At 69.5% G+C, this 22148-nt stretch carries 19 protein-coding genes; 18 read left to right on the top strand and 1 reads right to left on the bottom strand.

Annotated features, from left to right (window positions below; genetic code table 11):
- Nucleotides 1-25 precede the first annotated feature (25 nt).
- The 15 genes from leuS (at nucleotide 26) to ACOACQ_RS11165 (ending at nucleotide 18206) form a co-directional block, all read left to right on the top strand.
- Nucleotides 26-2527 carry a leucine--tRNA ligase gene (leuS, locus tag ACOACQ_RS11095; RefSeq protein ID WP_378605300.1) on the top strand — a complete coding sequence of 834 codons (2502 nt, stop codon included), beginning with the start codon at nucleotides 26-28 and terminating at the stop codon, nucleotides 2525-2527.
- Between the two features lie 92 nt (nucleotides 2528-2619).
- Complete coding sequence (locus ACOACQ_RS11100) at nucleotides 2620-3216, top strand: TetR/AcrR family transcriptional regulator (protein WP_378605303.1); 597 nt, start codon at nucleotides 2620-2622, stop codon at nucleotides 3214-3216.
- Nucleotides 3217-3391: 175 nt separating this feature from the next.
- A complete protein-coding gene (locus ACOACQ_RS11105) occupies nucleotides 3392-4432 on the top strand; it encodes an ABC transporter substrate-binding protein (protein WP_378605306.1) in 1041 nt (346 codons plus the stop codon).
- Entirely contained in the window at nucleotides 4429-5352 is a 924-nt protein-coding gene (locus ACOACQ_RS11110) for an ABC transporter permease (protein ID WP_378605309.1), read from the top strand. The genes ACOACQ_RS11105 and ACOACQ_RS11110 overlap by 4 nt, the downstream gene beginning before the upstream one ends.
- Entirely contained in the window at nucleotides 5349-6155 is an 807-nt protein-coding gene (locus tag ACOACQ_RS11115; RefSeq protein WP_378605312.1) for an ABC transporter permease, read from the top strand. Before ACOACQ_RS11110 ends, ACOACQ_RS11115 begins: the two co-directional genes overlap by 4 nt.
- Nucleotides 6156-6184: 29 nt before the next feature.
- Nucleotides 6185-7240 (top strand): ABC transporter ATP-binding protein, encoded by a 1056-nt coding sequence (locus ACOACQ_RS11120; RefSeq protein WP_378605315.1) that lies wholly within the window; start codon nucleotides 6185-6187, stop codon nucleotides 7238-7240.
- Nucleotides 7241-7272: 32 nt separating this feature from the next.
- Nucleotides 7273-8436: an acyl-CoA dehydrogenase family protein gene (locus tag ACOACQ_RS11125; RefSeq protein ID WP_420288306.1), complete on the top strand. Its 1164-nt coding sequence runs from the start codon at nucleotides 7273-7275 to the stop codon at nucleotides 8434-8436.
- Nucleotides 8436-10508, top strand: a complete 2073-nt coding sequence (locus tag ACOACQ_RS11130; protein ID WP_420288307.1) for an acetate--CoA ligase family protein — start codon at nucleotides 8436-8438, stop codon at nucleotides 10506-10508. Before ACOACQ_RS11125 ends, ACOACQ_RS11130 begins: the two co-directional genes overlap by 1 nt.
- Nucleotides 10509-10536: 28 nt before the next feature.
- Nucleotides 10537-11340, top strand: coding sequence for an SDR family oxidoreductase (locus ACOACQ_RS11135; protein ID WP_378596052.1), 804 nt, complete (start codon nucleotides 10537-10539; stop codon nucleotides 11338-11340).
- 2 nt (nucleotides 11341-11342) lie between these two features.
- Nucleotides 11343-12950 carry a 5-guanidino-2-oxopentanoate decarboxylase gene (locus ACOACQ_RS11140; protein WP_378596051.1) on the top strand — a complete coding sequence of 536 codons (1608 nt, stop codon included), beginning with the start codon at nucleotides 11343-11345 and terminating at the stop codon, nucleotides 12948-12950.
- Nucleotides 12947-14152 carry a Glu/Leu/Phe/Val dehydrogenase dimerization domain-containing protein gene (locus ACOACQ_RS11145; RefSeq protein ID WP_378596050.1) on the top strand — a complete coding sequence of 402 codons (1206 nt, stop codon included), beginning with the start codon at nucleotides 12947-12949 and terminating at the stop codon, nucleotides 14150-14152. The genes ACOACQ_RS11140 and ACOACQ_RS11145 overlap by 4 nt, the downstream gene beginning before the upstream one ends.
- A complete protein-coding gene (locus tag ACOACQ_RS11150; RefSeq protein WP_420288308.1) occupies nucleotides 14149-15588 on the top strand; it encodes an aldehyde dehydrogenase family protein in 1440 nt (479 codons plus the stop codon). The genes ACOACQ_RS11145 and ACOACQ_RS11150 overlap by 4 nt, the downstream gene beginning before the upstream one ends.
- Entirely contained in the window at nucleotides 15585-16499 is a 915-nt protein-coding gene (locus tag ACOACQ_RS11155; protein ID WP_378597765.1) for a DMT family transporter, read from the top strand. Before ACOACQ_RS11150 ends, ACOACQ_RS11155 begins: the two co-directional genes overlap by 4 nt.
- Nucleotides 16499-17560, top strand: coding sequence for an NAD(P)/FAD-dependent oxidoreductase (locus tag ACOACQ_RS11160; protein WP_378597764.1), 1062 nt, complete (start codon nucleotides 16499-16501; stop codon nucleotides 17558-17560). The genes ACOACQ_RS11155 and ACOACQ_RS11160 overlap by 1 nt, the downstream gene beginning before the upstream one ends.
- Before the next feature lie 34 nt (nucleotides 17561-17594).
- Nucleotides 17595-18206, top strand: coding sequence for a TetR/AcrR family transcriptional regulator (locus ACOACQ_RS11165; protein WP_378597763.1), 612 nt, complete (start codon nucleotides 17595-17597; stop codon nucleotides 18204-18206).
- On the opposite strand, the gene ACOACQ_RS11170 is transcribed toward ACOACQ_RS11165, so the two are convergent.
- On the bottom strand, nucleotides 18186-19547 hold the full coding sequence (locus tag ACOACQ_RS11170; protein ID WP_420288309.1) for a flavin monoamine oxidase family protein: 1362 nt from the start codon (nucleotides 19545-19547) through the stop codon (nucleotides 18186-18188). The genes ACOACQ_RS11165 and ACOACQ_RS11170 overlap by 21 nt on opposite strands.
- 93 nt (nucleotides 19548-19640) lie before the next feature.
- Between ACOACQ_RS11170 and ACOACQ_RS11175 the strand changes: the two genes are divergently transcribed.
- The 3 genes from ACOACQ_RS11175 to ACOACQ_RS11185 are packed head-to-tail and all read left to right on the top strand — an operon-like array spanning nucleotide 19641 to nucleotide 22124.
- A complete protein-coding gene (locus tag ACOACQ_RS11175; protein ID WP_378597760.1) occupies nucleotides 19641-19802 on the top strand; it encodes a hypothetical protein in 162 nt (53 codons plus the stop codon).
- A complete protein-coding gene (locus ACOACQ_RS11180; RefSeq protein WP_378597759.1) occupies nucleotides 19799-21226 on the top strand; it encodes a cytosine permease in 1428 nt (475 codons plus the stop codon). Before ACOACQ_RS11175 ends, ACOACQ_RS11180 begins: the two co-directional genes overlap by 4 nt.
- A gap of 31 nt (nucleotides 21227-21257) precedes the next feature.
- Nucleotides 21258-22124: a DegV family protein gene (locus tag ACOACQ_RS11185; RefSeq protein ID WP_378597758.1), complete on the top strand. Its 867-nt coding sequence runs from the start codon at nucleotides 21258-21260 to the stop codon at nucleotides 22122-22124.
- Nucleotides 22125-22148 lie beyond the last annotated feature (24 nt).

Here is a 22148-nt window from a genome sequence, read left to right on the forward strand (position 1 = left end):
CCGTCGTCACGACTATCCTTTGGCCGTGAGTGAAACGGTCGCGCCCTCCCCCTTGAATCCCGAGGTCCACTACGACGTCCATGCCGTCGAGGAGAAGTGGCTTCCGGTCTGGGAAGAGCTCGACCCCTTCCGTGCCGACGACGCTGCCGTCGTGTCCGGTGAGCGCGAGAAGCGCTATGCGCTGACGATGTTCCCGTACCCGAGCGGTGACCTGCACATGGGTCACGCCGAGGTGTTCGCCCTGCACGACGTGATCTCCCGCTACTGGCGGTTCCGCGGCTACGAGGTGCTCAACCCGATGGGCTGGGACTCCTTCGGGCTGCCCGCCGAGAACGCCGCCATCAAGAACAACGAGCACCCGGCGACGTACACCTACGCCAACATCGAGACGCAGTTCGCGTCGATGAAGCGCTACGGCATCAGCTTCGACTGGTCGCGTCGGCTGCACACCTCGGACCCCGAGTACTACAAGTGGACCCAGTGGCTGTTCCTGAAGTTCCGTGAGCAGGGCCTGGCCTATCGCAAGAACAGCCCGGTCAACTGGTGCCCCAACGACCAGACCGTGCTCGCCAACGAGCAGGTCCTGGCCGACGGCACCTGCGAGCGCTGCGGCGCCGAGGTCACCAAGCGTGAGCTGACGCAGTGGTACTTCAAGACCACCCAGTACGCCCAGGAACTGCACGACTCCCTCGATGACATGCAGGGCACCTGGATCGGCAAGGTCATCAACGCCCAGCGCAACTGGATCGGCCGGTCCGAGGGCGCGCACGTCACGTTCCCCGTGGTCGGTACCGACCAGGAGATCGACGTCTTCACCACCCGTCCCGACACGCTCTTCGGTGCGACGTTCATGGTGGTCGCGGCCGACGCGCCCCTGGCTGCCGCGCTGGTCACCGACGAGATCCGGGCGGAGTACGAGGCCTATCTCGACGGCATCCGCAAGGCCTCCGACATCGACCGGCTGGCCACCGACCGGCCGAAGACGGGTGTCTTCCTCGGCGTCCACGCCGTCAACCCGGTCGACGGCCGGGAGATCCCGGTCTGGGCGTCGGACTACGTGCTGGCCGACTACGGCACCGGCGCGATCATGGCCGTGCCCGGACAGGACCAGCGCGACTGGGAGTTCGCAACGGCGTACGACCTGCCGATCATCCGGACCGTCCAGCCGCCCGAGGACTTCGAGGGCGACGCCTTCACCGGTACGGGCCCGGCGATCAACTCGTCCAACGACGAGATCTCGCTCGACGGCCTGCCGATCGCCGAGGCCAAGGCCGCGATCATCGACTGGCTCGAGGCCAAGGGCCGCGGCGAGCGGACCGTGAACTTCCGGCTGCGTGACTGGCTGCTGTCGCGCCAGCGCTACTGGGGCGCGCCGATCCCGATCATCCACTGCCCGGTCGATGGCGAGGTGCCGGTTCCCGAGGACCAGCTGCCCGTCGAGCTGCCCGAGCTGCGCGGTGCCGACCTCAAGCCCAAGGGCACCTCGCCCCTGGGTGCCGCGACCGACTGGGTCAACGTCAGCTGCCCGACCTGTGGCGGGCCCGCGCTGCGCGACACCGACACGATGGACACGTTCGTCGACTCGTCCTGGTACTTCTTCCGCTACCTCTCCCCGCACGACGCGACGCAGCCGTTCGACACGACCCTGGCCAATGCGTGGGGTCCCATCGACCTCTACATCGGCGGGTCCGAGCACGCCGTCCTGCACCTGCTGTACGCGCGCTTCTTCACCAAGGTCCTGCGCGACATGGACCTGATCGACTGGGACGAGCCGTTCTCGGCGTACCTCTCCCAGGGCACGGTCATCAACGACGGCCACAAGATGAGCAAGTCCCTGGGCAACGGGGTGAACCTCGGGGAGCAGCTGGAGAAGTTCGGGGTCGACGCGGTGCGACTGACCCTGGTCTTCGCCAGCCCGCCCGAGGACGACATCGACTGGGCGGACATGTCGCCGGCCGGCTCGGCCAAGTTCCTGCAGCGCGCCTGGCGCCTGTCGGGCGACGTGACGTCCGATCCGGGTGTCGACGTGGCCGGTGGTGACATCGCCCTGCGCAAGGTGACGCACAAGACCGTCAACGACGCCGCCCACCTGCTCGAGGCCCACCGGTTCAACGTCGTGGTCGCCCGCACGATGGAGCTGGTCAACGCCACCCGCAAGGCCATCGACTCGGGCTGCGGCCCGGCCGACCCGGCGGTGCGCGAAGCGGCGGAGACCGTTGCGATCCTGCTGTCGCTGGTGGCGCCGTACACGGCCGAGGAGATGTGGGACCGACTCGGACACCAGCCGTCCGTCGCCCAGGTCTCGTGGCCCGTCGTCGACCCCGCGCTGCTCATCGAGGACTCGGTGACGGCGGTCGTCCAGATCCAGGGCAAGGTCCGCGGGCGCCTCGAGGTCTCGCCGGACATCAGCGAGGCCGATCTCGAAGCCCTCGCCCTGGCCGACGACGCCGTGGTCAAGGCGATCGACGGCCGCGAGGTACGCAAGGTCATCGTCCGCGCACCCAAGCTCGTCAACATCGTCGTCTGAGCAGACCGCGCTGCTCCCTGGGCAGCGCGTCGCTTGCACGGTGCTCCAGTGAATGATTGACTGACCAGTCAAGTCAACCAGAGGAGATCCGCGTGGCCAGGACCAGCGTCGAGGCGGAACGCAAGGAGCAGATCCTCGCGGCCGCCTGCGAGGTCGTTTCCGAGATCGGGTTCAAGTCGCTGCGCATCGCTGATGTGGCCAAGCGTGCGGGCACGAGCACGGGGACGGTGCACTACTACTTCGACACGAAGCGCGACCTGATGCACGGAGCCTTCGAGTGGAACTTCACCCAGTCGCTGGCCCGGCGGCGGGAGATCCTCGAGAGCGCCGACTCGCCGCGCCAGCGGTTGCGCGACTTCGTCGACTCGTACCTGCCGCAGGGGGACGCGACGGTCTCGGCCTGGCGTGTGTGGGCGGAGCTTTGGGTTGAGGCACTTCACGACTCTGACCTGCAAGAACTCAATGAACGCGTCTATGGCGAGTGGCGCCGGGCGGTCGCTGCCATCATTCGGGACGGCCAGGTCGCGGGTGAGTTCCGCGAGGGGGACCCGGTGGTCTTCGCCAATGGCCTGATCGGAATGATCGACGGGCTGAGCCTCCAGGTGCTGCTCGGTTCGCGGAGCATGACGGTGGACCGGATGCGTGCCGTCTACGAGCAGGTCCTGGCGTGGTTCTTCCTCGCTGACTGACGCGCGCGCACGTCCGAGAAGGAGCCGGTGGGTCCCCCACCGGCTCCTTTCGCTTTTTGCATGCAGCTCCCCGGATTTTCGCTGGACGTAGTCCTTGACACGTCGACGTGATGGCCGTCACTATCAGGTCTTAGATAACTGACGCACCAATCAACTTTGAAAGCCGGGGTTTCCGATGAAGCGAGTTCTGACGGTGGGTGTCGCGATGACGGCGGCGATCAGCCTGGCCGGATGCGGCGCTGCGGGCGGCGGCGGAGATCAGCTCACCGTGGTCATGTGGGGCGGTCAGGACCAGAAGACCCACGTGAAGGAAGCCGTGCAGCCGTGGGCCGACGAGGCTGACGTCACCATCAAGCAGGACTCGCCGAGCGACTACGCGAAGTTCCGTGCGCAGGTCGAGTCGGGCAAGGTCAGCTGGGACGTCGTCGAGGTCGAGCCGAACTTTGCCCACACCGCCTGCGACAACGGCTGGGCCGAGAAGATCGACACCGGCGTGGTCGACACCGACGCCCTGAATCCCGAAGAGGTCACCGACTGCGCCATCCCGGTCCTCGAGTACGCCTTCACCATCGGCTACAACACCGAGAAGTTCCCGAAGGAGCACCCGACGACCTGGGCGGAGTTCTTCGACACCAAGCGCTTCCCGGGCAAGCGCGGCTTCTGGAAGTACGCGACCGGGGCGATGTTCGAGGCCGCGCTGCTTGCGGACGGTGTCGCTGCCGACGATCTCTACCCTCTCGACATCGATCGCGCGTTCGAGAAACTCGACACGATCAAGGACGACATCGTCTTCTACGAGACCGGTGAGCAGCAGCAGCAGCTCGTCGCCTCGGGCGAGGCCCCGCTGGTCCAGGCCTGGAACGGTCGCATCTACTCCGCTGCCAAGGAGGGTCAGCCGGTCGCCAACGAGTGGAACGAGCACCTGCTGTCCTACGACCAGCTGGTGATCCCGAAGGGTGCGGCCAACGCGGACAAGGCCATGGAGTGGATGGCCTGGTACGTCGAGAACCCCGAGGCCCAGGCGGGCTACTCCAATGCGACCGCCTACGGTCCGATCACCGAGGCAGCGCTCGAGTACGTCGATGCCGAGGTCCTCGCTGAGCTGCCGACATCGCCTGACAACGCTCCCAAGCGGGCCGCGATCGTCGACTACGCCTACTGGGCCGACAACTACGACGAGGTGTCGGAACGCCTGAACGAATGGGCAGCCAAGTGAGCACCACCATCTCCACGAGTGCCCCGCCGGGAGTCGGCCGACCGGCTCCCGGTGCCGGCGAGGACGTGGTGTCGCCGCGCCGCCGACGCAGGATCTTCGATGGTTGGGGACTCCTGGTCCTGCCGCTGGTGGTCTTCCTGCTGGTCGTCTTCGTCGCGCCGCTCGTGACCGTCCTGGCCCGCAGCTTCACGGACCCGACGACCGGGGTGGACAACTACGCCGACTTCTTCAGCTCGCCCGTCTACCTCGACGTCCTCGGCAACACCTTCCGGATCTCGGGACTCGTGACCGCAGTGACCCTGCTCCTCGGTTTCCCCTACGCCTACCTGATGAGCCTGGCGCCACCCTTCTGGCGCAACGTCATGCTGGTCGCGGTCCTGATCCCGTTCTGGACCAGCCTGCTGGTCCGGACCTTTGCCTGGGTGCTGATGCTCGGTGACACCGGTGTGGTCAACGAGACCCTGATGTCGATGGGCGTGATCGACGAGCCGATGTCCCTGATCCGCAACCAGACCGGCGTTCTGATCGGAATGGTGCAGGTGATGCTGCCGTACGCGGTCCTCCCCATGTACGCGACGATGCGCCAGATCGATCGGCGGCTGGTGCAGGCCGCCGAAGGACTCGGTGCCCGGCCGATTTCCGCCTTCTGGCGGGTCTACGCGCCGCTCACCGTCCCCGGCGTCGCGGCGTCGTGTCTGTTGGTCTTCATCTCCTCGATCGGCTTCTACGTGACGCCCGCCCTGCTCGGCGGACCCAAGGACATGATGATCGGCGAGCTCATCGTCCAGCAGCTCTCGGCAGTCCTGCGCTGGGGCTTCGCATCGGCCCTCGCCGTCGTTCTCCTGGTCGTCACTGCCGCGCTCCTCTTCCTGGTGTCCCGGATCGTCAACATCGGCAAGTTCATGGGAGGCGAGCGATGAACACCAAGCTGTTGTGCCGAACCGGTCTGGTCGGGCTCGTCGTCCTGACCGCGCTCTACCTGGTTGCCCCGGTCTTCGTGGTCGTGCCGACCTCGTTCAACGACAGCTCGTTCCTCGAGTTCCCGCCGAAGGCGTTCTCGACCCGCTGGTACGAGTCGTTCTTCTCGGACCCGGCGTGGGTCAACGCAACGCTCAACTCGCTGCAGATCGGATTCCTGGTCACGATCCTGTCCGCCGTCCTCGGAACGGCCGCCGCGATGGCGATGGTGCGCGGGCGCTACCCCGTGAAGGCACTGGTGAGCGGTCTCGTCCTGGCTCCGATCCTGGTGCCCTACGTGATCATCGGCCTGGCGGTCTACGCGCTCTTCCTTGAGATCGGGCTCACCCAGTCGATCCTCGGATTCGTCCTGGTGCACACCGCGCTCGCTGTTCCGTTCGTCGTCATCAACGTCAGTGCAGCTCTCGTCAGCTTCGACGAGCGCCTGGAGATGGCCTCGATGAGCCTGGGTGCCAACCGGCTCACCACGTTCCTGCGGGTGACCTTGCCGTGCATCGCGCCGAGCGTTGCGGCAGGAGCTCTGTTCGCCTTCATCACCTCGTTCGACGAGGTCGTGGTGAGTGTGTTCCTGGCGGGACCCGACGTCAGCACCCTTCCAGTGCAGATGTGGAGCGGGGTGCGGGTGCAGATCGACCCGACGGTCGCTGCGGTCAGCACGATGCTCCTGCTCGTCACCTTGGCCCTCTTCGCCTCGGCCGGCCTGGTCCGCGTGCTCCGCTCGCGCCGCCTGGCCAAGACCTCATGATCCCCGTCCCATCCACCACGGAGCACTCCATGGACCAGAACGACACCATCAGCCAGCTGGGAACGCCCGGCGTCTCCATCGACATCCGCAACGTCGTCAAGCGATACAAGTCGATGGCGGCCGTCGATGACGTCAGCCTGACCGTCAAGCCGGGGGAGTTCCTCACCCTGCTCGGGTCGAGCGGCTCGGGGAAGTCGACCCTGTTGAACATCATCGCCGGATTCATCGCGGCCGACAGCGGCTCGATCGAGATCGGTGGTCGCGACCTGACCAAGGTGCCGCCGTACCGGCGAGACCTCGGCATGGTCTTCCAGCACTACGCGCTGTTCCCGCACATGTCGGTGTGGGACAACGTGGCCTTCCCGCTGCGGCGGCGCAAGATCACCCGGGCCCAGGTCGCCGAACGAGTCCAGCGGGCGCTCGACGTCGTCGAGCTCGGTCACCTCGGCAAGCGCCGGCCGGCGCAGCTCTCGGGAGGCCAGCAGCAGCGTGTTGCCCTGGCCCGGGCCATCGTGTTCCAGCCGCAGGCACTGCTCATGGACGAGCCGCTCGGCGCGCTCGACAAGCGGCTGCGTGAGCAGTTGCAGCTCGAGATCAAGCGGCTGCACCGTGAGCTCGGCACCACCTTCGTGTTCGTGACCCACGACCAGGAAGAGGCATTGGCGATGTCCGACCGCATTGCTGTCCTGCGCGACGGAGCCGTCGTCCAGGTCGGAACTCCGGTCGAGCTCTACGAGCGTCCGGCGGGCCGCTACACCGCGGAATTCCTGGGCGAGTCCAACATCTTCACCGGCCGCAGCCATGGCGTGGAGGACGGCTCCGCGCTGGTGGTCCGCCCCGAGCACGTCCAGCTGAGTGCTGCGGGCGCCGGTCTGCCGACTGGTCACAGCGCAGTCGACGGTGTGGTCCGCGAGGTCGTCTACCTCGGCTCCGGACTTCGCGTCGAGGTGGCCCTGCCGGACGGTCGTCACCTGGTCACCCGGACCGCTGTTCGTAGCGGGCTGACCCCCAGCCCGGGGCTGCCCGTTGCCGCCCACTGGCACCCCGAGCACGCACTCGTCGTCGCCGACGACACCGCCGCCTGACATCCCACGAAACGAAATCGAGGAACACCCTGATGAGCCACACCATCCGCGACGGCATCCCGCTGACCGACGAGCAGCGGGAGTTCATCGCGCTCGCCCGTGACTTCGCTGAGCGAGAGATCCGCCCGCGGGCCCACGAGGTCGACGAGGCCGACACCGAGTCGCCCCTCGACCTGTGGCAGAAGGCCGCCCAGATCGGCCTGGCGTCGTACATGCTCCCGGCGGAGTACGGCGGCGGGGGGATCGGCGACCTCGTCACGCAGTGCCTGGTCCAGCAGGAGCTCTGCTACGGCGACGTCGGCATCGGCAACTTCCTCACGTCGAGCGCCTTCTTCGCGGGACCCATCGAGGCACTCGGCAACGAGGAGCAGAAGAAGCGCTGGCTCACGCCACTGACGGGCGACAATCCGCCCGTCACGGCGCTGGCCGTCACCGAGCCCGGTGTCGGGTCGGACTCCGCCTCACTGCAGACCCGCGCGGTGCGCGACGGTGATGACTACATCCTCAACGGCCAGAAGACGTGGATCTCGAACGCGCCCTACGCGCAGTGGATCATCGTGTTCGCAACGGTCGACCCCTCGCTGCGCTCGCGGGGCATCACCGCCTTCGTCATCGACCGCGACATGCCGGGCGTCACCATCGGGCAGCCGATGAAGAAGATGGGCCAGCGCGCCATCGTCAATGCTGAGGTGTTCCTCGAGAACGTCCGGGTCCCGGTGGACCGCCGGCTCGGCGAGGAGGGTCAGGCTTTTGCTGGTCTGATGCGCACCTTCGACGCATCGCGGATCCTGATCGGCGCCGGTGCCACCGGTCTGTCGCGAGCTGCCCTCGACCAGTCGGTCCAGTACGCCAAGGAGCGCACCCAGTTCGGCAAACCGATCGTCGAGCACCAGGCCGTTGCCTTCCGGCTCGCCGACATGGCCGCGAAGACCGAGATCTCGCACCTCGTCACGATGCGCGCGGCGCGTCTCTTCGACGCCGGTGAGTTCACGGCCATGGAGTCGGCCGTCGCCAAGGTCACGGCCTCCGAGAACACCACGTGGGTCACCAACGCCGCGCTGCAGGTGCACGGTGGTTGGGGCTACAGCCGCGAGTTCCTCCTGGAGAAGTGGGTCCGCGACGCCAAGCTCGAAGAGCTCGAAGAGGGAACCAGCGACATCCAGCGGCTGATCATCTCGCGGGCGGTCACCAGCTGATGAGCAATCTGTCCGTCTTCTCCGACCCGCGCTCCGTGGCGGTGGTCGGTGCCTCCGCCGACCCGGCGAAGTGGGGCTACTGGCTCGCGCGGGGTGCGCTGCGCGGCGCCGACCGGCGTCGGGTGCACCTGGTCAACGCCAAGGGCGCCACGATCGAAGGCACTGCGTCGGTGCGCTCGCTCGCCGATCTCGACGAGGTCCCCGAGCTGGTGGTGCTCTGCGCTCCTGCAGCGAGCGTTCCCGCTGTCGTCGAACAGGCCCTCGCGATGGGCACCCGTGGCTTCCTCGGCATCACGGCCGGCATCGACACCGCCCACGGTGAACCTGGACTGGAACGCAGGCTTGCTGACCGGATCCGCGCCGCGGGTGCCCGGCTGGTCGGCCCCAACTGCCTCGGGCTGTACGACGCCGCGTCGGACCTCGAGCTGGCCTGGGGCACCTTCAGCCCCGGCCACCTCGCGATCATCTCCCAGTCCGGCCAGCTCGGGCTGGAGCTCGCCGGGCTGGCTGCGCACGAGGGCCTGGGCGTCTCGCGCTTCGTATCGGTCGGCAACCAGGTCGACGTGAGTGCAGCAGAACTGCTCGAGGACCTCGTGAACCACGAGCAGACCCGCGCGGTCGTGCTCTATCTCGAGAGCTTCACGGATGCGCGCGAGCTCGTTGCGACGATGGCGCGGTTGCGCGCGTCGGGCAAGCCGGTCGTCGTATTGACTGTGGGCGCGAGCGAGGCGAGCCGTGCGGCGGCACGGTCGCACACCGGCGCGCTCACCGCGGCGACGGACGTGGTCCGAGCTGCGTGTCGAGCGGCCGGCGCTTCGCTGGTCGACACACCTTCGCAGGCCGTCGAGCTGGCGCACCTGCTGCTCGGCGGGCCGCTGCCGACCGGGCGCCGGGTCGCGATCGTCAGCGACAGCGGAGGCCAGGGTGCCATTGCGGCGGACACGTTCGCTCGTCACGGATTGACGGTGCCCCGGCTCTCCGCGGCCACCCAGTCCACCCTGACGCGCCTGCTGCCGGCGGCCGCGGCGGTTGCCAACCCCGTCGATCTGGCGGGGGCGGGGGAGCAGGACCTGACGTCGTACGCCCGTGTGGTGGATGCGCTGGCTGCGAGCGGCGACGTCGACGCCGTCGTGCTCTCGGGCTACTTCGGCTGCTACGGCGCCGACACCCCGGAGCTCGCTGAGCGTGAGCTCGAGGTCGTCGAAACGCTCGCTGACGCGGTCGAGACGCATGGCCGTCCCGTGCTCGTGCACAGCATGAGCCACGACTCAGTGGCCGTGCGTTCGATGCGGGCCCGCGCCGTGCCGACCCTGCACACGATCGACGCAGTCGCTCGGTCGCTCGAACTGGCCACCCTCATGGCCGAGGATGCAGATCGCCCCCTTCCCGGTGCGGTGGCCGACGCGACCGGTGAGTCCGGCAAGGCGCTGGCCTACCTGGTGGGCCGGGACCTGGTCGCTGGAGCAGGCGTGGCCTACCCGGGGGCCGTTGCCGTGCGCGATCCTGGCGGGGTCCGTGCTGCGACAGAGATGCTCGCGGCGCCCTATGTCCTGAAGGCCGGGTGGCTCGAACACAAGACCGAGGTCGGTGGCGTCGTCGTCGGCCTGGTCGACGCAACCGCCGCCGAGGACGCGTTCGTCGAGATGTTCGGGCGCCTGGGCGACGGCGAGTACGTCCTTGAGGAGATGGACCGCCAGACCGACACGGTCGAACTGATCGTCGGCGCGCGCAGGGATGCCTCGTTCGGACCGGTCGTGCTGGTCGGCTTCGGCGGTGTCCAGGCGGAGCTGCACCGTGACGTCCAGGTCGCACTGGCACCGGTCGGGGAGGACGAGGCGCGGATGATGATCGAGTCGTTGCGGGCCTTCCCGCTGCTCGACGGCTGGCGTGGTCGTCCAGCCGTGGACGTCGTGGCTGCCGCCGCCGTCGTGGCTGCCGTTTCCCGCCTGCTTGCCGAGTCGCCAGAGATCGTGGAGTGCGAGATCAACCCACTTCGGGTCGGTCCTGGTGGCGCGGTCGCTGTCGACGCCCTCGTCGTTGCAGCTGACCGCAACGTCAGCCAGCCCAACTGACATTCACTGACAACCTAGGAGCATCTGCATGATCGAGCAGTCCACCGAGTTCTCGGGCAAGGTCGCCCTCGTCACCGGAGGCGGGTCGGGAATCGGTCGCGCCATCGCGGTGCGCCACGCCGCCGGCGGTGGTGACGTGGTCGTCCTCGGCCGCCGTGCTGAGCCGTTGGAGGAGACCGTCCGGCTTGCCGAGAAGTACGGCGTGCGCGCCTGCTTCGTCAGCTGCGATGTCCGTGACGCTGATGCCGTCACCGCAGCCGTGGATGGTGTTGTCGCCGACTTCGGCCGGCTGGACTCCCTGGTCAACAACGCTGCCGGCAACTTCGTCTGTGCGGCGGAGGACCTGTCGCCCGGTGGCTGGCGCGCGGTCGTCGACATCGTGCTCAACGGGTCGTTCTACGCGACGCGCGCTGCGGCCCAGCACATGCTGGCTGCGGGTGAAGGCTCGATCGTCAACGTGATCGCTTCCTATGCGTGGCACGGTCACCCCGGCACAGTGCACAGCGCTGCGGCCAAGGGAGGCATCCTGGCGATGACCCGGACCCTGGCTGCCGAGTGGGGCGGTCGCGGGGTGCGCGTCAACTGCATCTCGCCGGGTCCCACCGAGACCGAGGGCGCCGGTGCGGCGCTCTGGCCGACCGCGGAGGACCGGGCCCGCGTCCTGGGCAGTGTCCCCGCCGCGAGGTTCACCACTCCGGAAGAGGTCGCCGAGTCGGCCGCCTTCCTGCTCGACCCGCGTCGGGCCGGCTACATCACCGGTGACGTGCTCAGCGTCGACGGAGGACAGTGGCTGGGCAAGGCTGTCTATGCCGACTCCTCGAAGGGACGATGACCATGCCCACGATGACTGGTGGCGAGGCCCTCGTCGCTGCACTCGCTGCCCACGGAGTCGAGGTGGCTTTCGGGATCCCTGGCACGCACAACCTCGAGATCTACAAGCACCTCGCGTCCCACGGTGTGCGCCACATCAGCACTCGTCACGAGCAGGGTGCCGGCTATGCGGCCGACGGCTATGCCCGTACGACGGGTCGCGTCGGTGTCGCCGTCGTGACCAGCGGTCCAGCGCTCCTCAATGCCGCTGCCGCGGTCGGTCAGGCGTACTCCGATTCGATCCCGGTGCTGGTGGTCTCGCCCGGGCTGCCGCTGCGGCACCCGGCGACCGGCAACGGACTCCTGCACGAGACTCGTGACCAGGGAGCCGCACTTGCCGCCGTTGCGGCCGCGAGCCTGCGGCCGACCAGCGTCGCCGAGATCCCGACCGCGGTCGCCCAGGCCTTCGCGATCATGACTTCGGGCCGCCCACGCCCGGTGCACCTCGAGGTGCCGCTCGACGTCCTGGACGAGTCGGCCGAGGTCCAGCTGGTGGCGCCCGTCGTCACCGCCGCTGCGGCCGCACCGTCGGCGTCGGTCGAGACAGCTGCTGCCCGGCTCGCCAGCTCCACCTCACCCGTGCTGCTCGTCGGCGGGGGAGCGCGAGGCGCCGCTGGGCAGGTCCGGTCACTCGCCGAGCGCCTCGGCGCCCTCGTCGTGACGACCACCAACGGCAAGGGAGTCCTGCCCGAGGACCACGCACTGGCCCTCGGGGCCGGCATCCACCTGCCCGCTGTGAAGGCGCTTGTGGAGGAGGCGGACGTCGTGGTCGCGATCGGGACGGAGCTCGCTCCCGCCGACCTCTGGTACGGACCGCTCCCGGTTGCGGGCAAGCTGGTCAGGATCGACATCGACCCGGTCGGCATGGTCACCAACGCTGCGCCCGCAGTCACGGTGGTCGGCGACGCCGCGGTAGCGCTGGACGGGATCCTCTCTGCACTCGGCGCGGGAGAGCCTGCCCGCCCTGACGCTGATGACTGGCGGGAGCGCAAGGCGAAGGACGCGCAGGCCGAGGGCGCCGAGTGGCTCGAGGTGGTGGCCGCGATCGGTGCTGCCGTGCCGCGCGACGTGGTGATGGCGACCGACAATGCCATGGCCTGTTACTTCGGCACGCTGGCCAACCTGGCGACGTACACACCGGCGTCGTACCTGTTCCCGACGGGCTACGGCACACTCGGCTACGGCCTGCCTGCAGGGATCGGGGCGAAGGTCGGCAACCCCGACCGTCCGGTGGTCGCGATGCTGGGCGACGGCGGCGTGATGTTCACCGTCGCGGAGCTGGCAACGGCGGCCGAGCTCGGGATCGCGCTGCCCGTGGTGGTCGTCGACAACTCCGGCTATGGCGAGATCCGCAACGAGATGGCTGACCGAGGCGACCCGGTCCACGCCGTCACGTTCCCGGCGCCCGACTTCGCGGCACTGGGTCGTGCCGTCGGTTGCCTCGGGGTCACCGTCGACCTCGGCGCGGACGGCACTGCGTCCGACCTCACCACCGCGGTCCGCGACGCGCTCGTCGCCGACCGTCCCACCCTCATCCACGTCCGCATGCCCCGCGAAGGAGGAGCTCGATGAGCGCCCCGAAGACCACCCCGACCGCCCGCGAAAGCCTGCTCGAGATCACCTGGACCGACCCGGTCACCGGGCGAAAGGGGTACGTCGTCATCGACACCCTCGTGCGCGGGCTGGCAAGCGGCGGCCTTCGACTCCGCGAGGGCTGCTCCCTCGAGGAGGTGCGCGGACTCGCCCAGGGGATGACCCGCAAGGAGGCGCTGGTCTACGACCCTGCCGACCGCTACCTGCCCCTGGGTGGCGGCAAGGGCGGAATCGACATCGACCCCGCCGACCCGCAGGCCACCGAGGTCCTTCGCCGCTTCCTTGCGGCCGTGCTGCCGGTGGTCCGGGAACAGTGGAACACCGGTGAGGACTTCGGCCTGCGTCAGGAGACGATCGACAAGGTCGCCGCCGACCTCGGTCTCGCGTCGACGGTCGAGGCGGTCTTCGCGACCATCGAGGACGCGCCTGCTGCCCGCCGGCGCCTCGCTGAGGCCTTCGCCGAGCTCGTGGGCGGCATCTCGCTGGGCGACCTCGTCGGTGGTTACGGCGTCGCGCAGGCCTGCCTGGTTGCTGCCGAGCGCAATGGCATCATTGCCGGCGAGGCGACGGCCGTGGTGCAAGGCTTCGGCTCGATCGGCGGTGCGGCGGCCCGCTACCTCGCCAGTGCAGGCGTGAAGGTGATTGCCGTCGCCGACCGCGAGGGACTCATCCGTGACGACCGCGGACTGGACGTCGAGGCACTCCTCGAGGCGCGTGACGGCCTCGGCGTGATCGACCGCCATGGCCTTCCCGCGGGAGTGGTCCTCGGGGACCGTGACGCATGGCTGGACGTGCCGTGCGACCTGCTGGTGCCGGCGGCCATGTCCTACGTCATCCGGCCCGAGGACGTCGACCGGGTGCAGGCGCGGATCGTCGTCGAGGGTGCCAACATGCCCACGCTGCCTGAAGCGGAGGCCGCGCTCCTGGCCCGGGGCATTCCCGTGGTGCCGGACTTCCTGGCCAACGTGATGACCAACGCCTGGTGGTGGTGGGTGGTCTTCGGCGACGTCGCGCCTACCGCCGTGTCGTCGTACGCCAAGATCGACGCCGTCATGCGTCGCCTCGTCACGGAGGTCGCCGACGCCGCCGACGCGTCCGGCCGGACCCTTAGGGAGTGCGCGGGCGAGCTGACTGCCCGCAACTCCGCCGCCCTGACCGAGCGCTTCGGGGTCACCGGATGACCAGTGCCGGACTGCTCGAGTGCGGCGAGGTCTTCATCGGTGGTCAGTGGCACGCACCGCAAGGCGCCGGTAGGCGTGATGTCGAGAATCCCGCCACAGAGCTGGTGATCGGACACGCCGCCGACGGTGGTGAGTCCGACGTGACGGACGCTGTTGCCGCTGCCCGCGCAGCGTTCCCGGCGTGGTCGCGGGCCACTGTCGAGGACCGCCTCGCCGTCCTCGAGCGGTGGTACGACGAATTGTCGGCGCGGTACGCCGACCTGGTCGCGATCACGGTGGCCGAGGTCGGGGCACCGGTCGCCATCGCGCGGGAGGCACACGTCGACCTCGGGCTTGCGGTCTTGCGCAGCTACCTGGACTCGGCCGGGGACGTGGCGTGGGAGGAGCAGATCGGCAACTCGCTCGTCCTGCGCGAGGCAGCCGGCGTGGCTGCCTGCATCACTCCCTGGAACTACCCGTTCTACCAGGTGATCGCCAAGCTGGGCGGCGCCCTGGTGGCCGGGTGCACGGTGGTGCTGAAGCCTGCGGAGCTCACCCCGCTGTCGGCGTACCTGCTCGTCGATGCCGCGGACCGCGCGGGGCTACCTGCTGGAGTGCTCAACCTGGTGCCGGGCCCGGGCAGGGTCGTCGGCGAGGCACTGGTGACGCACCCGGACGTCGACGTCGTGTCGTTCACCGGCTCGACCGGCGTCGGTGCGCGCATCACGGCCCTGGCGGCGCCCGACGTGAAGCGGGTCTGCCTGGAGCTGGGCGGCAAGTCGGCGAGCCTGGTGCTCGCCGACGCCGATCTGGTTCCTGCGGTCACTGCCAGCGTCCAGGCCGGGATGCTGAACTCGGGCCAGACCTGCAGTGCGTGGTCCCGCCTCCTGGTGCCCGAGCACCTGCGCGGGACCGCCGAGGAGATCGCGGCAGCCGCAGCCCGCGACCTCGTGCTCGGCAGTCCCGAGGACGAGGGCACCTGGCTCGGCCCGGTGGTCTCCGCAGCGCAGCGGGAGATCGTCGGTGGGTTCGTCGACCGGGCGGTCGCCGCAGGCGCCCGTGCCGTCGCAGGCGGATCGGCCCGGCCCTTCGAGGTCGGCCATTTCCACGCGGCGACGGTCCTCACCGACGTGGCCCGCGACGCCGAGGTGGTCCGGGACGAGGTCTTCGGGCCCGTGCTCACGATCCAGGGATACGCCGACGAGACGGACGCGGTCGCGATGGCCAACGACTCGACGTACGGGCTCCACGGTGCAGTGTGGTCGGCCGACCCGGACCGGGCCCTGGCGGTCGCTCGCCGGTTGCGGACCGGCCAGGTCGACATCAACGGAGCAGCGTTCAACCCGGCTGCGCCCTTCGGTGGCTACGGCAGGTCGGGCAACGGACGCGAGCTGGGACGGTTCGGGATCGAGGAGTTCCTCGAGACCAAGTCGATCCAGCAGCCGGTCCCGCAGTGACACTGACCGCCGTCCCGACCGAGACCCGAAGCCGCCGTACGGCAGCCATCGCCCTGGTGCTGGTCACGGCCGTGTGGGGCTCGACGTTCGGCCTCTCCAAGGACCTGCTCGAGCGGCTGCCCGTCGCCGACTACCTCGGCTCGCGCTACCTCGTTGCCGCAGCCGTCCTGCTCGTCGTCTGCCCGCGGCTGGTCCGCGGGCTGACGCCGCACACCGTGCGCGTCGGCATCGGGCTCGGCACGTTGTACGCCGGTGCGCAGTTGCTGCAGTTCCACGGTCTGGCCCAGACAGAGCCGACCGTGTCGGCGTTCGTGGTGGCGATGTACGTCGTCTTCACACCCCTGTTCGTCGCGGTACTGCCGGGCCGGGGGGTCGATGGAGTGACGTGGGCGGCGGTCGCGGTCGCGACGACCGGTGTTGCGGTGATGTCCCTGCGCGGCTGGGCATTCGGGACCGGCGAGCTGCTCACCCTCGTTTCGGCCGCGCTGTACGCGGTGCACATTCTCGCGCTCGGCCGGTGGGCCCGCCCTGACGAGGCGTTCGCGCTGACGTTCTTCCAGCTCGCGACGATGGGGGTGCTGCTGACCGGTGTCGGTTCCGCCGACGGACTGGAGCTGCCGGGTCGCGGCGACCTGCTCGCGTTCTTCTACCTCGCAGCGATCGCGGGCACCGTCACCTTGCTGGTCCAGACCTGGGCGCAGGGCCACCTCGAGTCCGGGCAGGCCGCCGTACTGATGGTTCTCGAGCCGGTCTGGGCCGCTGCCTTCGGTGCGCTCCTGTGGCACGAGACCCTCGGGCCCCGCACGCTCGGCGGCGGTGCGCTCGTGCTGCTCGCGATGCTGATGGTCGTCGTCCGACCAGACGCCCGCGTTCCCGATCCACCCGCCTCACTTCCCGAAGGAGTGGCCTGATGTACGACGTCCTGGTCGTCGGCGGCGGTATCGCTGGCGCGTCGATCGCCTACGAGCTGGCAACGACCGGTCGCGCGGTGTGCGTCCTCGAGGGCGAACCGGAGCTGGCCCGCCACACCACCGGCCGCTCCGCGGCGACGTGGATCGGCGGCTATGGGCCGCCCGAGGTGCAACGGCTGACTCGTGCCAGCCGGACGTTCCTCGAGGCGCCGCCGTTCGACGTCACCGCGCCGCTGCTGCGTCCGCTTCCGTGCCTGTACGTCGGCGGGCCGGACGCCGACGTTGCGGCAGCCGACGCGGTGGTTGCGGCCACCGCTGGCGTCCTGGTTGACCCGGCCGATGCCGAGCGGATCAACCCGGTCCTGCGCCCCGGCTGGACCCAGGTCGCAGTGATCGACGAGACGGCCTGCGACCTGGACGTCGCGGGGCTGCACCAGGGCTACGCCCGGGCGCTGCGCGGGTCCGGCGGCGTCGTCCGCACGAGCGCGCGCGTGTTGGGAGCGACCCGCGAAGCCGGCCTCTGGCGGCTCTCCACGACAGACGGCAGTGCCGATGCGCCGGTGGTCGTCGTTGCTGCGGGAGCGTGGGGCGACGAGGTGGGCCGGCTGATGGGATCCCCCGGGGTGGGGCTGGAACCGCGCCGGCGCACGATGTTCGGCTCGCCCACCGCCGTACCGCTCGCGGGCATGCCGTTCACCTGTGATCTCGAGGGTGGGTGGTACCTCAAGGCCGAGGGCGACCTCGCGCTCTGCTCCCCGGAAGACGCCGAACCGCACGCCCCGGGCGATCCGAAGCCCGACGAGCTCGAGATCGCGCGCACCATCGAGGCGATCAACGAGGCCACCGTGCTCGGCCTGCGCAGTGTCCGCACGGCGTGGGCGGGATTGCGCACCTTCGCTGCCGACGGTGAACCCGTGGCCCGGTACGACGAGCACGTCGACGGGCTCTTCTGGTTCGTCGGCCAGGCCGGTTACGGCATCCAGATGGCTCCAGCGCTCGCTGCGGAGGCTGCGGAACGGCTGGTCGTGGGTCCACCGCCGGTGTTCGGCGGCATCCTCTAGCATCGACCTCCCGGGCGCCGATCGAGGAGGGCCGATGACAGGGGATGCCGACTCACGACGCCGACGCATCATCGATGCAACCCTCGACGTGATCCAGGACCGCGGCCTCGTCGGCGTCCGGACGCAGGAGATCGCCCGCCGCGCAGAGGTCAGCTCCGGACTGTTGCTCTACCACTTCGGCACTCTCGACGGGCTGATCGCCGCCTCCATGCAGGAGTCCGAGGACCGCTACTACCGCGGCCTCGAGGACGAGGACGCCGTCGGCCGACCTGCGCCGGAGCGGCTGCGCCTGCTGGTCGAGCGCTCTGGCGACCCGACCTCGGTTGTTGCGGCCTGGACGCTCTGGATGGAGTTCTGGGTTCGTGCCCTGCGCGACCCCGACACGGCTGCCCTCTGCGCCTCGCTCGAGGCACGTTGGCGCGCAGTGCTGCTCGACGTGATCGAGCAGGGCATCGGCGAAGGAGTCTTCAACAGCCCCTCCCCGAAGGTCGCCGTCGTCCGCCTGTCCGCCCTGCTCGACGGGCTGTCGGTCGCCGCGACGCTCGGTGACCGCGAGGTCCCGGTGGAGGCCGTTGCAGACCTCTGGTTGGACGCCGCGGCCCGTGAGCTCGACTGCGACCCCGTGCTACTGGCCCGCCTCGCCTGACAGCGCAGTCAGCACCTGTGCGCCTGCCCGCTCGCCGGAGCGGATGGCGCCGTCGATGTAGCCGTGGCCGACACCCGCGGTCTCGGTGCCGGCCCAGTGGAGTGGGCCAACCGGATCGCGCCAGCCCGCGCCGTGCTCGTGCCACGTCCCCGGGGAGGGGAGTGCGGCATACGCCCCCTCAGCCCACAGCTGGTCCGGCCATCGCAGCTCGTGGTAGTCCATCGGCGCGGCAGCCTCCTCGCCCAGGACCGTGATCACGTCGAGTACCGCCTTGTGGCGCGCCTCTTCGGGCTGGGTGCTCCAGGCGCGGTAGTCGTCCCCGTAGATGAACGCCGCGAGCACTCCACACGACCCGTCGGCGGGCGAGTTGTCGAAGGTGTATGCGACCGGGCTGCCGTCGTACGTCGTCAGCTGGCCGGACAGCCCGCGGGAACGCCAGAACGGTTCGGCGTAGGTCAGGTGCAGCTTGGCGACGTCGCCCATCGGGCTGCGCGCGATCCAGCGGCGACGGGGCAACGGGAGCTGGGGGGAGAAGGTCAGCCGGGCCTGGGCGGGCGGGGTGCCGGTCACCACCACCCGCCGCGCACGGACGGCCGACCTCGCCGTGCGGACGGTTGCTCCCTCGCGGTCCCAGTCGATCGCGGTGACCGGTGCACCCAGCCGCACGGCGTCACCGAGGTACACCGCAGCAGCCCGGGCCGGTGCGTCGGCACCGTCGATGAAGCGGCTGTCCTGGGCTCCGCCGCTCGTACCGAGCAGGGGATCGAGGCCGCCGTTCGCAGCGACGTAGAACAGCACGTGGAACAGCGACACGTCGCGCGGCTCGCAGGCCCACAGGCCCTGGACCACCAGCCGCAACCGCCGGTTCGCATCGGGGGATCCGCCCGCGGAGATCAGCCAGTCCTGCAGTGTGCACGCGTCCCAGGCGGCGATCCTCGGGGTGGCGCCGGGTCGTTCGGGATCGATGTCGGCAGCCATCGTGTCCAGCTGCTCGATGAGCGCTTGGTAGCCGTCGCTGTCGTGGACGCGGGGGAGTGCGCCGCTGGCGTAGGCGACCGGTGCAGAGCCGGGCCACAGCTCGAGGTGTTGTCCGTCGTCGTACGTCGGGAACCGACGACAGCCGAATCGGTCGGCGAAGCGCAGCAGGGCGGTCTGTGCTGGTCCGGCCCACTGGCCGCCGTGATCGATGAGCACGCCGCCCTCGTCGCGGGTCCAGACCCGACCGCCCACCCGGTCGCTGGCCTCGAGGACGCGGACCGTTGCGCCGCCCTCAACCAGGCCGACCGCGGCGGCGAGACCGGCGTACCCCGCTCCGACGACTACGACATCGACGTTCTCCATGTGTTCGCTCCTCCGGGCAAGCCCTTGACAGGTGTGAGTGACATCACGGATCCTAACCTGACTGAACACTCAGTCAAGTTTTAGGAGAGTTGGATGGACGAAGCGATGCGCAAGGAGCTCGAGGAGCGGCTGGCGCTGATCGATGCTGGAGGTGCGGCGGAGGAGCCGCTCCCGCCGCTGCCGCTCACAGACCTGCTGCTCGCGATCGGCGGGCTCGCCGTGCTCACCGTCGTGCTGCTGTGGTGGGCGCTGTGAGCGCCGCGACCGCTGCGCCCGAGGGGCTCGGCGGAGACGCCACCCTCACCGAGCTCCCGCTGCTGCGGCGCGAACGGATCTGGGGCTTCTGGGACTACTCCTCGGTCAATGTCGGACTGGCCATCGCGACGTGGGCATTCCTGCAGGGCGGCGCGGTCGCCTACTACGTCGGAGCCAAGGCAGCCGTCGCGAGCATCGTCATCGGCTACGGCATCAGCGTGCTGCTCGTGTCGCTGGCACCGTGCCTGCCCTGCGGCCGCTACGGGGTCGAGCAGTTCGTCTCGATGCGGAGCGTGCTGGGGGAGCGTGGTGCCCGGGTCCTGATGGTGGTCATGTCGGCCCTCCTCGCCGCTGCGTGGTCAGCAGTGCTGGCGATCATGTGCGGCCACGCGCTCGCCAACGTGACCAACCAGCTCTTCGGCACCGAGCTCACGTCGGGGTCCGGCGTGGTCAGCGTCCTGGCGCTGCTCGCGCTCGCCGCGTCCTGGGTGATCGTGTCCCGAGGACCCCGCTCGATCGAGCTGGTCAACCGGTTCGTCGCTCCGGGGCTGATCGTGGTCACGCTCGTCATGCTGGTCCTCGTCTTCACCAAGGTCAGCTGGACCGAGCTCACCGCGGCCCCCGCACTCGACCCGTGGGGCGACAGTCGCCTCGACTTCGTGCTCGCAGTGGAGCTCAACATCGCGGGCGGGTTCGCCTGGTGGCCCAACGTCGGGAACCTCGCCCGGCTCACCAAGACCACGCGCAGCGCGTTCTGGCCCAACGTCATCGGCCTGTTCCTGGCCTCGGTGGTGGCAGCGATCGTCGGCGTGTTCGCAGCGCTGGCCCTCGGTTCGGAGGACCCGACACTGTGGATGGTGCCGCTGGGAGGTGCCCTCCTCGGCATCCTCGCCCTCGCCTTCGTCGGGATGGCGAACGTGACGAGCGTCGTGGCGCAGAGCTATTCCGCGCTGGTCGCCATCAAGGGCGGGGGTGGCGCCGTCGTACGACGGATGCCCTGGGCGCTGCTGGCCTGCATCGTTCTCGCGCCGGCCGCGGTCCTGGTCTTCTTCCCGACCACCGTCTACGACAACTACGCGCGGTTCGTGTCCTGGGGTGCGATCGTGGTCGCTCCGTTGTGCGCCGTCCAGCTCGTCGACTTCTTCTTCCTGCGGCGTCAACGCCTCGACCTGAGGGACCTCCACCTGCCGGCGGCGGAGTCCCGCTACGGGTTCCTGGGTGGCTGGAACCCGATTGCGATCCTCGCGCTGGTGCTCGGCGCCATCACGTACGCGCTCCTGCTCAATCCGGTCACCTACGAGCCGGCAGGCTGGTTCCCCTACGTGACTGCTTCCCTGCCTGCGTTCGTGGTCGCCGGGACGGCCCACTACGTCGGCACGCGGCTGGTCCTCCTGCGTTCGGCCTCATGGGGCGGCTACCGCTGAGGTTCGGCGCGGGGCCAGATAACCTCGGCGCATGTCGATCGCCATCGTCACCGATTCGACGGCACACCTGCAGCCCGGCGCCGAGGAGGCGTGCGGTGTGACGGTCGTGCCGTTGCAGGTCGTCATCGACGACGAGGTGTACGACGAGGGATCACCCGAGGCGACGCCGGCGAAGGTGGCGGAGGCGCTGCGTGAGAAGCGCGCCGTCAGCACGTCGCGCCCGCCGCCGGCGGTGTTCTCCGAGCTCTACGCGAAGCTCGCGGACGGCGGTGCGACCGAGATCATCTCCATCCATCTCTCGGCCGAGGTCAGCGGCACGTTCGAGTCCGCAGTCGTCGCCTCCCGCAACGCGCCGGTGCCCGTGACGTGCATCGACACCCGTCAGGTCGGTATCGCCATCGGCTATGCCGTGGAGTCGGCAGCCGCAGTGCTGGAGGCCGGCGGTACGGCGGCCGCAGCGGCGGAAGCGGCACGCAACCGCGCGGCGGCGGCGACGTCGCTGTTCTACGTCGACACGCTCGAGTACCTCCGCCGCGGTGGCCGGGTCGGTGGTGCGGCAGCCGTCTTCGGTGGTGCCCTCGCGGTCAAGCCCCTCCTCGGGATCGTCGATGGAGTGATCGAGTCCCGCGCGAAGGTCCGCACGTCGGGCAAGGCGATCGCCCGACTCGAGGCGATGGCCATCGAGGCGGCTGGTGACCACTTCGTCGAGCTGTGCGTCGCCCACCTCGAGGCCGAGGATCGCGCCGCGGCCCTCGCCGAACGCCTGGCGGATCGCCTGGGCGAGCAGCTCGTGCCGACCCGGGACGGACGCCGCGTGCGGCGCATGGAGTTCGGCGGAGTGCTCGGCGCCCACGTCGGCCCCGGCATGCTCGCTGTCTGTGTCGCCCCACTGACCTGACGACCACCAGTTGTCCACAGCCTG

Origin of the sequence: Nocardioides sp. CPCC 206347, from assembly GCF_048654605.1 — a bacterium.
GTDB lineage: Bacteria > Actinomycetota > Actinomycetes > Propionibacteriales > Nocardioidaceae > Nocardioides.

Bases quoted from the DNA above. Each gene is read 5' to 3' on its own strand.
- ACOACQ_RS11105 (WP_378605306.1), top strand. From the start codon at position 3,392: ATGAAGCGAGTTCTGACGGTGGGTGTCGCGATGACGGCGGCGATCAGC.
- ACOACQ_RS11115 (WP_378605312.1), top strand. From the start codon at position 5,349: ATGAACACCAAGCTGTTGTGCCGAACCGGTCTGGTCGGGCTCGTCGTC.
- ACOACQ_RS11120 (WP_378605315.1), top strand. From the start codon at position 6,185: ATGGACCAGAACGACACCATCAGCCAGCTGGGAACGCCCGGCGTCTCC.
- ACOACQ_RS11125 (WP_420288306.1), top strand. From the start codon at position 7,273: ATGAGCCACACCATCCGCGACGGCATCCCGCTGACCGACGAGCAGCGG.
- ACOACQ_RS11130 (WP_420288307.1), top strand. From the start codon at position 8,436: ATGAGCAATCTGTCCGTCTTCTCCGACCCGCGCTCCGTGGCGGTGGTC.
- ACOACQ_RS11135 (WP_378596052.1), top strand. From the start codon at position 10,537: ATGATCGAGCAGTCCACCGAGTTCTCGGGCAAGGTCGCCCTCGTCACC.
- ACOACQ_RS11140 (WP_378596051.1), top strand. From the start codon at position 11,343: ATGCCCACGATGACTGGTGGCGAGGCCCTCGTCGCTGCACTCGCTGCC.
- ACOACQ_RS11145 (WP_378596050.1), top strand. From the start codon at position 12,947: ATGAGCGCCCCGAAGACCACCCCGACCGCCCGCGAAAGCCTGCTCGAG.
- ACOACQ_RS11150 (WP_420288308.1), top strand. From the start codon at position 14,149: ATGACCAGTGCCGGACTGCTCGAGTGCGGCGAGGTCTTCATCGGTGGT.
- ACOACQ_RS11160 (WP_378597764.1), top strand. From the start codon at position 16,499: ATGTACGACGTCCTGGTCGTCGGCGGCGGTATCGCTGGCGCGTCGATC.
- ACOACQ_RS11165 (WP_378597763.1), top strand. From the start codon at position 17,595: ATGACAGGGGATGCCGACTCACGACGCCGACGCATCATCGATGCAACC.
- ACOACQ_RS11170 (WP_420288309.1), bottom strand. From the start codon at position 19,547: ATGGAGAACGTCGATGTCGTAGTCGTCGGAGCGGGGTACGCCGGTCTC.
- ACOACQ_RS11175 (WP_378597760.1), top strand. From the start codon at position 19,641: ATGGACGAAGCGATGCGCAAGGAGCTCGAGGAGCGGCTGGCGCTGATC.
- ACOACQ_RS11185 (WP_378597758.1), top strand. From the start codon at position 21,258: ATGTCGATCGCCATCGTCACCGATTCGACGGCACACCTGCAGCCCGGC.